This is a genomic window from Pseudomonas sp. GW821-FHT09E04 (genome assembly GCF_059416185.1).
Genome location: NZ_JBWKOR010000005.1, coordinates 335,955 through 348,858, shown reverse-complemented (window position 1 = coordinate 348,858; position 12,904 = coordinate 335,955). Strand labels below are relative to the sequence as shown.

Below are 12,904 nucleotides of genomic sequence, written 5' to 3'. Positions count from 1 at the left end.
GCGCGGACTAGAGCATCAGCTTGACGACGGACTCGTCCGGGTCGCGGGTTTTGCCGGCGGCTTTGAGCTCGGCCAGATAATCCGCCCAGAGTGCGTCATAACGTCGCCCCAGTTCGTAGAGGTAATCCCAGGTGAACAGGCCGCTGTCGTGACCGTCGTCGAAGGTCAGTTTCAGTGCGTACTGACCGGCCGGTTCTACCTTGGACAGGCCGACGTGCAGCTTGCCGAATTGCAGGATCGGTTTGCCGTGGCCCTGGACCTCGGCGGAGGGCGAATGCACGCGCAGGAATTCGGCGGGCAGGGTGTACTCCTCGCCGGACGCGTATTTGAGCGACAGGGTTTTCGAGGCTTTGTGCAGTTTGATGTCGGTGGGGAGTTGGGTCATTGCCGGCGTTCCGTCAGGTGAAAAAAATTGTGGGAGCCGATGGCTCCCACAGTTTCACGACCACTGTCAGTATGGCTTACAGGATATAACGAGACAGATCTTCGTTCTGCGCCAATTCACCCAGGTGGCTGTTGACGTACTCGGCGTCGATCAGGATCGCCTTGTCGTCGTGGGCGCTGGCCAGATCGCCGGCACTGAACGACACCTCTTCCAGCAGGCGCTCGAGCAGCGTGTGCAGGCGACGGGCACCGATGTTCTCGGTCTTCTCGTTGACCTGCCAGGCGATCTCCGCCAGACGCTTGATGCCGTCAGGCTGGAACTGGATGTTCAGGCCTTCGGTCTTCAGCAGCGCGCAGTATTGCTCGGTGAGCGAGGCGTGCGGTTCGCTGAGGATGCGCTCGAAGTCTTCCGGGCTCAGGGCCTTGAGTTCGACGCGGATCGGCAGACGGCCTTGCAGCTCCGGCACCAGGTCGCTCGGCTTGCTCAGGTGGAACGCACCGGAGGCGATGAACAGGATGTGGTCGGTCTTGACCATGCCCAGCTTGGTGTTGACGGTGCAGCCTTCGATCAGCGGCAGCAGGTCGCGTTGTACGCCTTCACGGGACACATCGGCGCCGCCGACATTGCCGCGCTTGGCGACCTTGTCGATTTCGTCGATGAACACGATGCCGTGCTGCTCGACCGCTTCCAGGGCCTTGGCCTTCAACTCTTCTTCGTTGACCAGGCGACCGGCTTCTTCATCGCGCACCAGCTTCAGCGCTTCCTTGACCTTGAGCTTGCGAGACTTCTTCTTGCCCTTGCCCATGTTGGCGAACAGGGACTGAAGCTGGTTGGTCATCTCTTCCATGCCCGGCGGCGTGGCGATCTCGATGCCGGCCATTTCGGCGACTTCGATCTCGATTTCCTTGTCGTCCAGCTGACCTTCGCGCAGGCGCTTGCGGAACAGCTGGCGGGTGTTGGAATCCGGGCTCGGCGCTTCTTCGTTGCTGAAGCCCATGCGTGCCGGCGGCAGCAGGGCGTCGAGGATACGGTCCTCGGCAGCGTCTTCGGCGCGGTGGCGAACGCGGGTCATTTCCTGCTCGCGCAGCATTTTGATCGCGGCATCGGCCAGATCACGGATGATCGATTCGACGTCGCGGCCGACGTAGCCGACTTCGGTGAACTTGGTCGCTTCGACTTTGATGAACGGCGCATTGGCCAGCTTGGCCAGGCGACGGGCGATCTCGGTTTTACCGACACCGGTCGGGCCGATCATCAGGATGTTCTTCGGGGTCACTTCAACACGCAGCTCTTCAGGCAGCTGCATGCGGCGCCAGCGGTTGCGCAGGGCAATCGCGACGGCGCGCTTGGCATCGTCCTGGCCGATGATATGGCGATTGAGTTCGTGGACGATTTCGCGGGGAGTCATGGACATAATAATTGACGGTCCTCAAGCAGAAACAAGCCGTGGCACAGGGCCGACTCAGGCTTCTTCAGCGAGATCCTGCTCCTCAATGGTCTGAGTGTGGTTGGTGAATACACAGATGTCGGCGGCGATCCCGAGAGCGGTCTCGACGATTTCGCGGGCCGACAGATCGGTCTTTTTCAGCAGCGCGCTGGCAGCAGCCTGGGCGTAACCGCCACCGGAACCCATGGCGATCAGGCCGTTTTCCGGTTCGACCACGTCACCGTTGCCGGTGATGATCAGGGAGGCGTCCTTGTTGGCGACCGCGAGCATGGCTTCGAGGCGGCTCAGGGAGCGGTCGGTGCGCCATTCTTTTGCGAGTTCGACGGCGGCGCGGATCAGGTGGCCCTGATGTTTCTCGAGCTGGCCTTCGAAACGTTCGAACAGGGTAAAGGCGTCGGCGGTGGCACCGGCGAAACCGGCGATGACCTGGCCGTGGTACAGGCGACGAACTTTCTTCGCGTTGCCTTTCATCACGGTGTTGCCGAGAGAAACCTGGCCGTCGCCGCCCATGACGACTTTGCCGTGGCGGCGGACTGAAACGATGGTGGTCAAGGGAAGAGTCTCCACACTGCGGGGCGAAAATGCCTTATGCCCATTCATATGGGGGTGGTGGAGAGGATTTCAACTGCGGGGAGGGAGAGGGGACGAGCGGTGCTTTGTACATGATCGTTCCCACGCAGAACGACATGATCGTTCCCACGCTCCGCGTGGGAATGCCTCAATGGACGCTCCGCGTCCCTGCGGCAATGGACGCGGAGCGTCCCGGGCTGCATTCCCACGCAGAGCGTGGGAACGATCGGTGGGGAGGTATCAGCGGCTCTGGCGTTGTTGTAACAACAGGTTGCTGAAGCCTGCGCCCGCCAGTTGTTTCTGGGCGGTGGTCAGTTGTTCGCGGTTGCTGAACGGGCCGACCAGTACGCGATACCAGGTTTCATCCTTCACCGTCCCGGATTCAACCGCTACCGCCTGGCCGAGCAGAATGATCTGCGCGCGCACCTTGTCGGCATCGGCCTCTTTGCGGAACGAACCGGCCTGGAGGAAGAACTTGGTTACCGGCGCAGCCTTGGTCACCGGCGGCGCTGGCGGCGGGGTAATCCCGGCCAGTGCAGCCTGCGCGCGCGCCGTGTCGATCTTCGCCGCTTCCGCCGGGGTCACCGGCGTGGTCGGGATCGCGGGAACCTGTGGCGTCGGCAAGGTTTTCTCCGGCACGGCGTCAGGCGGCACGATCACTTCCGATTCCGGCAGCAGGGTGTAGAAGTCGTACTTCGGCTTCACCGGTTGCGTCGGGCTCGGCGGGGTCTTGTTGGCCTCGGCGATCTTGGTGGCTTTCTGTTGCTGCTGTTGCTCGATCTTCTCGCGCTTGACCGTGTCGCTGCCCTTGCCCGGCTCCAGTTTCATCAGGAACACGATGAACGCGCCGACCGTCAGGCCGATGGCCATCCACAGCCAACCCGGGATCGGTTGCTTTGCAGGAGCTTGGTAACGGCTGGCGCCACGCTTGGGTGCAGGTTTTTTCTTGGCAGCCAACTTACATACGCTCCAGGGTTTCCAGGCCGAGCAGTTCCAGGCCTTGCTTGAGGGTACGGCCGGTCAGCGCGGCAAGGCGCAGACGGCTTTGCATTTGTGCCGGGGTGTCGGCGGCGAGGATCGGGCAGTTCTCGTAGAAGCTGGAGAACAGGCCGGCGACGTCGTACAGGTAGGTGCACAGAGTGTGTGGTGTGCCCTTTTCCGCGACGTTGTTCAGCACTTCACCGAACTGCGCCAGTTTGGCCGCCAGTTCCTGTTCGTGCGCCGCTTCGAGAACGATCTGGCCGTCGACCTCGCTGAAGTCCTTGCCCAGTTTGCGGAACACGCCAGCCACGCGGGTGTAGGCGTACAGCAGGTACGGCGCGGTGTTGCCTTCGAAGTTGAGCATCAGGTCGAAGTTGAAGCTGTAGTCGCTGGTGCGGTGCTTCGACAGGTCGGCGTACTTCACCGCGCCGATGCCCACGACTTTGGCGATGTTGCGCAGCTCGTCTTCGGCCAGCTCCGGATTCTTGTCCTTCACCAGGGTGTAGGCGCGTTCCTGAGCTTCGGTCAGCAGATCGATCAGCTTCACGGTGCCACCATCACGGGTCTTGAACGGACGGCCATCGGCGCCGTTCATGGTGCCGAAGCCCATGTGTTCCATTTCCATCGGATGGGTCACGAAACCGGCCTTGCGCGCCACGGCGAACACTTGCTGGAAGTGCAGGGCCTGACGCTGGTCGACGAAGTACAGCGCACGGTCGGCCTTCAGTTTGCCGCTGCGGTAGCGCACGGCGGCCAGGTCGGTGGTGGCGTACAGGTAGCCGCCGTCAGCCTTGACGATGATCACCGGCAGCGGCTCGCCTTCGGCGTTCTTGAACTCGTCGAGGAACACGCACTGGGCTCCGTTGCTTTCGACCAGCATGCCGGCGGCCTTCAGATCGTTGACCACGTTGATCAGGTCGTCGTTGTAGGCGCTTTCGCCCATCACGTCGGCCATGGTCAGTTTGACGTTGAGCAGTTCGTAGATCTTCTGGCAGTGCGACAGCGAGATGTCCTTGAACTTGGTCCACAGCGCCAGGCATTCGGCATCGCCGGCCTGCAGCTTGACCACCAGACCACGGGCGCGGTCGGCGAATTCCGGGGACTCGTCGAAACGCTGCTTGGCGGCGCGGTAGAAGTTTTCCAGGTCCGACAGCTCGTCGCTGGTGATCGGGTTTTCCTGCAGGTACGCCATCAGCATGCCGAACTGGGTGCCCCAGTCGCCAACGTGGTTCTGACGGATCACGGTATCGCCGAGGAACTCGAGCACACGGGCCACGCCGTCGCCGATGATGGTCGAACGCAAGTGGCCGACGTGCATCTCTTTGGCCAGGTTTGGCGCCGACAGGTCGACCACGGTGCGTTGCGCCGGGCCCGCCTTGCGCACGCCAACGTGAGCGTCGGCCAGTGCGGCGTCGAGGCGCGAGGCCAGCGCTTGCGTGTTTTGGAAGAAATTGAGGAAGCCGGGGCCGGCGATTTCGGCCTTGGTGACGTTCTCGTCAGCCGGCAGGGCGGCGATGATTTTCTCTGCCAGGTCGCGGGGCTTCATGCCCGCAGGCTTGGCCAGCATCATCGCGATGTTGCTGGCGAAGTCGCCGTGGGTCTTGTCCCGGGCGTTCTCCACCTGGATCGCCGGCGTCAGGCCTTCAGGCAACACACCTTCGTTGACGAGTTGGGTGAGGGCTTGTTGGATCAGCTGGCGAATGGTGTCTTTCATGGTCTTCTCTTTCGACCGCAAGCGCGGCGGCGCATCGATGCGCGGGTGGAAAAACTGGGCATTATCCGTTGCGAAGACGGGCTTGCCAACCTTAGCAGGCAGGATGTGGATGTGTGGTGACAATTCGAGCGGTTTTGCCCGGTCAGTACAGATCCACCGGATCGACATCCAGCGACCAGCGCACCGCCCGACCGCTCGGCATCTGCTCCAGCGTCAGCAGCCAGCTCGCCAGCAACCGGTGCAGCGGCGCCCGGGCCGTGGCCTGCAACAGCAGCTGCGCGCGGAAGCGTCCGGCCCGACGTTCCATCGGTGCCGGCACCGGTCCCAGCAGTTCGATGCCACTCAGGTTCTGCTCAGCCAGCAAGCGCTCGGCTTCGCTGCAGGCTTCATCAAGAAAGCCTTCGGCCTGCCCCGGCTTGTGGGCTTCGGCGCGCAACAGCGCCAGATGCGAGAACGGCGGCAGCCCGGCGGCGCGGCGTTCGCTCAGGGCCTGTTCGGCGAAGGCGAAGTAGCCCTGTTCGGTCAGTTGCACCAATAAAGGATGGTCGGCCAGGTGCGTCTGAATGATCACCTTGCCCGGTTCTTCCGCCCGTCCGGCGCGGCCGGCGACCTGCACGATCAACTGCGCCATGCGCTCGCTGGCGCGGAAGTCACCGGAAAACAATCCGCCGTCGGCGTCGAGGATCGACACGAGGGTGACCCGGGGGAAGTGATGACCCTTGGCCAACATTTGAGTGCCGACCAGAATGCACGGCTGACCTTTCTGGATCGTGGCGAACAACTGATTCATGGCGTCCTTGCGCGACGTGCTGTCGCGGTCGACGCGCAGTACCGGATAGTCCGGAAACAGAATCGCCAGCCGTTCCTCGGCCCGTTCAGTGCCGGCGCCCACCGGCCGCAGATCGACCTTGTTGCACTTCGGGCACTGGCGCGGCACGCGCTCGACGTAACCGCAGTGGTGGCAGCGCAGTTCGCCATAGCGCTGGTGCACGGTCATCCGCGCATCGCAGCGCTGGCACTCGGACATCCAGCCGCAATCGTGGCACAGCAGGGTCGGCGCAAAACCCCGGCGGTTGAGGAACACCAGTACTTGTTGGCCGGCGGCGAGGGTCTGGCCGATGGCCTGCTGCATCGGCCCGGAAATGCCGCTGTCCAGCGGACGACTTTTCACATCCAGACGCAGGAACCGTGGCTGCTTGGCGCCGCCGGCCCGCTCGTTCAGGCGCAGGAGCCCGTAGCGACCGGTGTAGGCGTTGTGCAGGCTTTCCAGCGACGGCGTCGCGGAGCCGAGGACGATCGGGATGTTTTCCTGCCGCGCCCGCACCAGCGCCAGATCCCGTGCGTGGTAGCGCAGGCCTTCCTGCTGTTTATAGGAACCGTCGTGTTCTTCGTCGATGATGATCAACCCCGGATTCTTCATCGGGGTGAACAGCGCCGAGCGGGTGCCGATAATAATGTCGGCCTCGCCATCGCGGGCGGCGAGCCAGGCGTCGAGCCGCTCGCGGTCGTTGACCGCCGAGTGCAGCAGGGCGATGCGTGCGTTGAAGCGTTGTTCGAAGCGCGCCAGGGTTTGCGGGCCGAGGTTGATCTCCGGGATCAGCACCAGCGCCTGCTTGCCGGCTTCGAGGGTTTCGCGGATCAGCTGCAAATAGACTTCGGTCTTGCCGCTGCCGGTAACCCCGGCCAGCAGGAACGCGTGATAACTGTCGAAACCGGCGCGAATCGCTTCATACGCGGCGCGCTGTTCGCTGTTGAGCGGCAACTCCGGCTGCGCCAGCCAGTGCTCGTGGCGTGCGCCGGGGGCATGGCGACGCACTTCGACCTGCACCAGATCCTTGGCCAGCAGCAGATCGAGGCTGTCCTTGTTCAGCATCAGTTTGCTCAGCAACTGATGGGCGACGCCGTGAGGATGCTGGGCCAAAGTTGCCAGGGCTTCACGCTGGCGCGGCGCGCGGGCGATGCGCGGGTCATCGAGGCTGGCACCGGGGGCAGCGGACCAGAAACGCTCCTGCCGGGCCTCGGCCAGTTCGCCCTGGCGCAGCAGCACCGGCAGTGCCCAACTCAAGGTGTCGCCGAGGCTGTGCTGATAATACTGAGCCGTCCACAGGCACAGCTTGAACAGTGCCGGCGGCAGCGGTGCCGTGGCATCGAGCAGGGCCAGCGCCGGTTTGAGCTTCTCCACCGGCACTTCACTGGTGTCAGTGACTTCCACCAGAATCCCGATCATTTCCCTCCGGCCGAACGGCACCCGCAAGCGCATGCCCGGTTGCAACTGCGAACGCAGCACGCCGGCCGGGGCCCGATAGTCGAACAGGCGGCGCAGGGGCGAAGGCAGGGCGAGGCGCAGAATGGCGTCGGGCACGCGGAGGATTCTCATAGGCGGGGCGGTGAAGAAGGGCGGGAGCCTAGCAGACGGTCGGTCTCAGTGACAGCTTGCGTGATTAGCATTGTCTGGTAGAATCCGCGGCCTAATTACGTGCGGTATTCAACAATAGTGTTGGGTGGCGGCACGCTAGCCTGAGGAAGACACCATGAAAGCTGATATCCATCCAGAATACCCAGCAGTTGCTGTTACCTGCAGCTGCGGCAACAAGTTCGAAACCCGTTCGACCTTCGGCAAAGCCCTGGCGATCGACGTTTGCAACGAGTGCCACCCGTTCTACACCGGTAAGCAGAAGACTCTGGACACCGGTGGTCGCGTTCAGAAGTTCGCCGACCGTTTCGGTGCTTTCGGCGCGAAAAAGGCCTAAGGCCCTTCATTCTGGAAAGCCTCAACGGTTTTTCCGGTCTGATGAAAAAGGCGTCCCTTGCGGGCGCCTTTTTTGTGTCCGCGATTTGGCTGTCCGGCGCCCAGGCCTTCTGCCCGGCTCCCGCCGGCCTGACCAGCGTCTCCGTGCAGCGCGTGGTCGACGGCGACACCTTGCGCCTGAACGACGGGCGCAGCGTGCGGATGATCGGGCTCAACACCCCTGAGCTCGGCAAGCAGGGTCGCAGCGACGAACCATTCGCGGTAGCGGCGCGCAAGCGTCTCGAAGCATTGGTCGCAGAGAGCGACGGTCGGGTCGGCCTGCTGCTCGGCGCCGAGTCCAAAGATCATTACGGCCGGACCCTGGCCCATGTTTTCAGCGCCAAGGGAGACAATCTCGAAGCGCAAATGCTCGCCGATGGCCTCGGTTTCCAGGTCGCGGTGGCGCCGAATGTCGATCTTGTTGATTGCCAGCAGGCTGCCGAACGACGTGCACGGCAGGCCGGTCTTGGCCTGTGGAAGCGCTCACCTGTACTGAAAGCGGAGCAGATCGAGCGATCGGGTTTCGCGGTGGTCAGCGGTCGTGTGAGCAAGGTTCAGCGCAATCGCGGCGGAATCTGGATCGAATTGCAGGACAAGCTTGTACTGCGCGTTGCACCCAATCTGCTGGATCGTTTCGATGACGCTTCGTTGCTAGCGCTGAAGGGCAGGCAGATCGAGGCCCGAGGCTGGGTGGTCGACCGTTCGCGACGGGGCGGATTGAAACCGGGTCAGGCCCGCTGGTTGTTGCCGCTGACCGATCCTTCGATGTTGCAATCGTCTCGCTGAAGAAAAATTGTAGACATTTTTTCTGTCGATTGTGAACAGTCAAGCCCTTGTGCGCCGTGGCTCTTGGCCCAAAGTCGTAGGGCAGGGCGCTTGACAGGGGTGACCGGGCAGTCTTGTGGGGACTTTGCGAGGCGCGTATCCTCGCTGACCAGTCTGTCCAACAGTAAAAAGCGGAATGCCAAAATGTCTGATCTGAAAACTGCCGCTCTCGAATATCACGCCCATCCTCGTCCAGGAAAGCTGAGTGTCGAGCTCACCAAGGCCACTGCTACCGCCCGCGACCTGTCGCTGGCCTACAGCCCCGGCGTAGCTGAACCAGTGCGCGAGATCGCTCGCGATCCTGAACTGGCCTACAAGTACACCGGCAAGGGCAACCTGGTTGCAGTCATTTCCGATGGCACCGCGATTCTGGGCCTGGGTAACCTCGGCCCACTGGCTTCCAAGCCAGTGATGGAAGGTAAAGGCGTGCTGTTCAAGCGCTTCGCCGGCATCGACGTGTTCGACATCGAAGTCGATTCCGAAAGCCCGCAAGCCTTCATCGACACCGTAAAACGCATTTCCATCACCTTCGGTGGCATCAACCTGGAAGACATCAAGGCACCTGAGTGCTTTGAGATCGAACGCGCTCTGATCGAGCAGTGCGACATTCCGGTGTTCCACGATGACCAGCACGGCACCGCGATCGTGACCGCTGCGGGCATGATCAACGCCCTGGAAATCGCTGGCAAAACCCTCGGCGAAGCCAAGATCGTCTGCCTGGGCGCCGGCGCTGCCGCTATCTCCTGCATGAAATTGCTGGTGAGCATGGGCGCCAAGGTCGAGAACATCTTCATGATCGACCGTACCGGCGTGATCCACGCTGGCCGTGACGACCTGAACCAGTACAAGGCTGTGTTTGCTCACGCTACCGAGAAACGCACGCTGGACGACGCCATCGAAGGCGCTGACGTATTCGTCGGCCTGTCGGGCCCGAACCTGCTGAGCGCCGAGCAACTCAAGCGCATGGCGGCCAACCCGATCGTCTTCGCGTGCTCCAACCCGGATCCGGAAATCTCCCCGGAACTGGCCCACGCCACCCGTAACGACGTGATCATGGCCACCGGCCGTTCGGACTACCCGAACCAGGTCAACAACGTGCTGGGCTTCCCGTTCATCTTCCGTGGTGCCCTGGACGTTCGCGCCAAGCGCATCAACGAAGAAATGAAAGTGGCTGCTGCCAACGCCCTGCGTGAACTGGCCAAACTGCCGGTTCCACAGGAAGTGTGCGACGCCTACGGCGGCATCAAGCTGGAATTCGGTCGTGAGTACATCATTCCGAAGCCAATGGACAAGCGCCTGATCACCCTGATCTCCGACGCCGTGGCCAAGGCCGCGATCGAGACCGGTGTGGCCACCCTGCCGTATCCGAAGCACTACCCGCTGAAAAGCGTGGATGACGTGTTCAACGGCTAAGTCGTTGTAGCGCTTCAACCGAAAGCCCCGGCTCGTGAGAGTCGGGGCTTTTTTGTGCCTGAGGGTTTTGTGTCGGGTGTGGCCGGTTCATCCAGCACCAATCCTGAAGGCAATAAAAAGCCCCGCACTTCTCACGAAGGCGGGGCTTTTTGGCGGATCAGGATCGGGATCAGAACAAATCGATCGGCGCCTGTTCATCCGCCGGCAGCGGGCTGCCCGGTGCGGTGCCATTGCCGATCTCGTTGACCGACGGCGGCGTGTCTTCGGCCTTGAACAGCTCGAAGTAGGCGCCCGGTGTGCTCGGTGTGGCGGCGCGGCCGCTGACCGGGTCCACCCGCAGGCTCAGGATGCCTTCCGGCTCTGGCTGGACATGCGGCGGCTTGTCCTTGAGCGCGGCGCTCATGTAGTTCATCCAGATCGGCAACGCCACGGTGCCGCCGAACTCCCGGCGACCGAGGCTTTCCGGCTGGTCGAAACCGGTCCACACCGTGGTCACGTAATCGGCGTTGTAACCGGAGAACCACGCATCCTTGGATTCATTGGTGGTACCGGTTTTGCCCGCGATGTCGCTGCGGCCCATGGCCAGTGCACGACGACCGGTGCCGAGCTTGATCACGTCCTGCAGCATGCTGTTGAGGATGTAGGTGGTGCGGCCATCGACGATGCGCTCGGCGACTGCCGGCACTTGCGGCATTGCGGCACTGCCCTGCGCTTCACCCGGAATCGGCGCTGCGTTGACGGTGATCGATTGGGTCGCCGGTGCCGCGATGCCGTCGGTGGCTGCGCCGCCCTGCGGTACGGTCGGCGGGTTGGCGACAAACAGCGTGTCGCCATTGCGGCTTTCGATCTTGTCGATGATGTACGGGGTGATCTTGAAGCCGCCGTTGGCGAAGGTGCTCCAGCCGGTAGCGATTTCCATCGGTGTCAGGGTCGCGGTGCCTAGCGCCAGGGACAGGTTTGGCGGCAGGTCCTGTTTGTTGAAGCCGAAGCGGGTGATGTAGTCGATGGTCTTGCCTACGCCCATCGCCTGCAGCAAGCGGATCGAAACCAGGTTGCGCGACTTGTACAGCGCCTCACGCAGGCGGATCGGGCCGAGGAAGGTGTTGGTGTCGTTCTTCGGACGCCAGACCTTGTCCAGGTACTCGTCGACGAACACGATCGGTGCGTCGTTGACCAGGCTGGCGGCGGTGTAGCCGTTATCCAGCGCGGCGCTGTAGACGAACGGCTTGAAGCTCGAGCCCGGCTGACGCTTGGCCTGCATCGCGCGGTTGTAGTTGCTCTGCTCGAAGGCGAAACCGCCGACCAGCGAGCGGATCGCGCCGTTCTGCGGATCCAGCGAGACCAGCGCGCCCTGGGCCTGCGGAATCTGGCTGAACTTCAGCGAATTGTTCGGCTGGCGCTGTACGCGCACCAGATCGCCGACCTGCGCGACATCCGATGGCTGACGCGGCGCGGCGCCCATGCTGTTGGTATTGAGGAACGGACGGGCCCATTTCATGGTGTCCCACGCCACGTGCTCTTCGCCGGTGCGGGTCAGCACTTGCAAACCGTTCTTGTCGACCTGGGTGACGATGGCCGGCTCGAGGCTACTGATGGTGCGCTGCTTGGTCAGCTCGGTGGCCCAGGCTTCATGGGTCTTGCCCGGCAGACGCGATTCAGGGCCACGGTAGCCGTGACGCTGGTCGTAGGTCATCAAACCTTCGTGCAGCGCGGTGTTGGCCATTTCCTGGAGGTTGCTCGGCACCGTGGTGGTGACGCGGAAACCTTCGGTGTAGGCGTCGCTGCCGTAGCGGCCGACCATTTCGGCGCGGGCCATCTCGGCGATGTACGGCGCGTTCACTTCCGGGGTTGGCACGTGATAGCTGGCGTTCAACGGCTCGTTGATGGCGGCGGTGTAGTCGGCCTCGGTGATCTTGCCGAGCTTGTACATGCGCCCGAGGATCCAGTCACGACGCTCCTTGCTGCGCGCCGGGTTGGCCAGCGGGTTGAAGCGCGACGGGGCTTTCGGCAGGCCGGCGATCATCGCCATCTGCGCCAGGCTGACCTCGCGGATCGACTTGCCGTAATACACCTGCGCCGCCGCCTCGATGCCGTAGGCGCGGTTGCCCAGATAAATCTTGTTCACGTACAGCTCGAGGATCTCGTCCTTGGTCAGCTGTCGTTCGATCTGCAGGGCCAGGAGGATTTCCGTGGTCTTGCGCGAGAAGCTGCGTTCGCTGGTCAGGAAGAAGTTCTTCGCCACCTGCATGGTGATGGTGCTGCCGCCGGACTGGATGTGCCCGCTCTTGACCAGTTGGGTCGCGGCACGCATCAGGCTGCTCGGATCGACACCATAGTGGTTGGCGAAGTTGTCGTCTTCAGCACTTAGTAACGCATTGATGAAATTGGGGGGAATGTCGGCGAAACGGATCGGCGTGCGGCGCATTTCGCCAAATTCTGCGATCAACTTGTTGTCGCTGCTGTACACCCGGAGCGGAATCTGCAACTGAATGCTTCTCAGCGCCTCCACAGATGGCAAACCCGGACTAAGGTAAAGAAACGCGCCGCTGAGACCTAAAAGCAGTCCGCAGAAAACGGCGACGATGGACCAACCGAAGAATTTCAGCAGACGAATCAAGGCTTTTGGACATCCAGGGCAAAGAATGAATTGGGCGACAGGGTTCCGGAAACACACAGAACGGCCCGCGCCGGCAGTAAAAAGCGGAAAAAATCGCTGGGCATTATAAGCACTTTTCCGCTGGGGGCGTCATTTGCGCTTCTGTCAAGACGGGGCGAGGGAAC

10 protein-coding genes are annotated in these 12,904 nt (G+C 62.4%); 3 read left to right on the top strand and 7 right to left on the bottom strand.

All coding sequences use genetic code 11. From position 1 onward, the window contains the following. Positions 1 to 7: 7 nt before the first annotated feature. The 6 genes from AC07N4_RS20325 to AC07N4_RS20300 all read right to left on the bottom strand — a co-directional run bounded on the left by AC07N4_RS20325 (position 8) and on the right by AC07N4_RS20300 (position 7,459). Entirely contained in the window at positions 8 to 385 is a 378-nt protein-coding gene (locus tag AC07N4_RS20325) for a gamma-butyrobetaine hydroxylase family protein (RefSeq protein WP_102620210.1), read from the bottom strand. 76 nt (positions 386 to 461) lie between these two features. Continuing rightward, a complete protein-coding gene (gene hslU, locus AC07N4_RS20320) occupies positions 462 to 1,799 on the bottom strand; it encodes an ATP-dependent protease ATPase subunit HslU (protein WP_096819927.1) in 1,338 nt (445 codons plus the stop codon). A 48-nt stretch (positions 1,800 to 1,847) separates the two neighbouring features. Then, a complete protein-coding gene (gene hslV, locus AC07N4_RS20315) occupies positions 1,848 to 2,384 on the bottom strand; it encodes an ATP-dependent protease subunit HslV (RefSeq protein ID WP_003220875.1) in 537 nt (178 codons plus the stop codon). A 258-nt stretch (positions 2,385 to 2,642) separates the two neighbouring features. Continuing rightward, on the bottom strand, positions 2,643 to 3,359 hold the full coding sequence (locus tag AC07N4_RS20310) for an SPOR domain-containing protein (protein ID WP_096819926.1): 717 nt from the start codon (positions 3,357 to 3,359) through the stop codon (positions 2,643 to 2,645). 1 nt (position 3,360) lies between these two features. Further along, positions 3,361 to 5,097, bottom strand: a complete 1,737-nt coding sequence (gene argS, locus AC07N4_RS20305) for an arginine--tRNA ligase (protein ID WP_096819925.1) — start codon at positions 5,095 to 5,097, stop codon at positions 3,361 to 3,363. Between the two features lie 142 nt (positions 5,098 to 5,239). Further along, positions 5,240 to 7,459 carry a primosomal protein N' gene (locus AC07N4_RS20300; RefSeq protein WP_493065851.1) on the bottom strand — a complete coding sequence of 740 codons (2,220 nt, stop codon included), beginning with the start codon at positions 7,457 to 7,459 and terminating at the stop codon, positions 5,240 to 5,242. Between the two features lie 169 nt (positions 7,460 to 7,628). On the opposite strand from AC07N4_RS20300, the gene rpmE reads away from it, so the two are divergent. The 3 genes from rpmE (at position 7,629) to AC07N4_RS20285 (ending at position 10,123) form a co-directional block, all read left to right on the top strand. Continuing rightward, positions 7,629 to 7,847 (top strand): 50S ribosomal protein L31, encoded by a 219-nt coding sequence (gene rpmE / locus AC07N4_RS20295; protein WP_007975586.1) that lies wholly within the window; start codon positions 7,629 to 7,631, stop codon positions 7,845 to 7,847. Positions 7,848 to 7,888: 41 nt separating this feature from the next. Beyond that, on the top strand, positions 7,889 to 8,671 hold the full coding sequence (locus AC07N4_RS20290) for a thermonuclease family protein (protein ID WP_493065850.1): 783 nt from the start codon (positions 7,889 to 7,891) through the stop codon (positions 8,669 to 8,671). A 183-nt stretch (positions 8,672 to 8,854) separates the two neighbouring features. After that, positions 8,855 to 10,123 carry a malic enzyme-like NAD(P)-binding protein gene (locus AC07N4_RS20285; RefSeq protein WP_096819922.1) on the top strand — a complete coding sequence of 423 codons (1,269 nt, stop codon included), beginning with the start codon at positions 8,855 to 8,857 and terminating at the stop codon, positions 10,121 to 10,123. Positions 10,124 to 10,292: 169 nt separating this feature from the next. Here the strand turns inward: AC07N4_RS20285 and AC07N4_RS20280 are convergent, their stop codons facing one another. Further along, a complete protein-coding gene (locus AC07N4_RS20280; protein ID WP_493065935.1) occupies positions 10,293 to 12,737 on the bottom strand; it encodes a penicillin-binding protein 1A in 2,445 nt (814 codons plus the stop codon). Positions 12,738 to 12,904 lie beyond the last annotated feature (167 nt).

Excerpts from the sequence above, each read along its gene's own strand:
- AC07N4_RS20325 (WP_102620210.1), bottom strand. The coding sequence starts at position 385 with ATGACCCAACTCCCCACCGACATCAAACTGCACAAAGCCTCGAAAACC.
- hslU (WP_096819927.1), bottom strand. The coding sequence starts at position 1,799 with ATGTCCATGACTCCCCGCGAAATCGTCCACGAACTCAATCGCCATATC.
- argS (WP_096819925.1), bottom strand. The coding sequence starts at position 5,097 with ATGAAAGACACCATTCGCCAGCTGATCCAACAAGCCCTCACCCAACTC.
- rpmE (WP_007975586.1), top strand. The coding sequence starts at position 7,629 with ATGAAAGCTGATATCCATCCAGAATACCCAGCAGTTGCTGTTACCTGC.
- AC07N4_RS20290 (WP_493065850.1), top strand. The coding sequence starts at position 7,889 with ATGAAAAAGGCGTCCCTTGCGGGCGCCTTTTTTGTGTCCGCGATTTGG.
- AC07N4_RS20285 (WP_096819922.1), top strand. The coding sequence starts at position 8,855 with ATGTCTGATCTGAAAACTGCCGCTCTCGAATATCACGCCCATCCTCGT.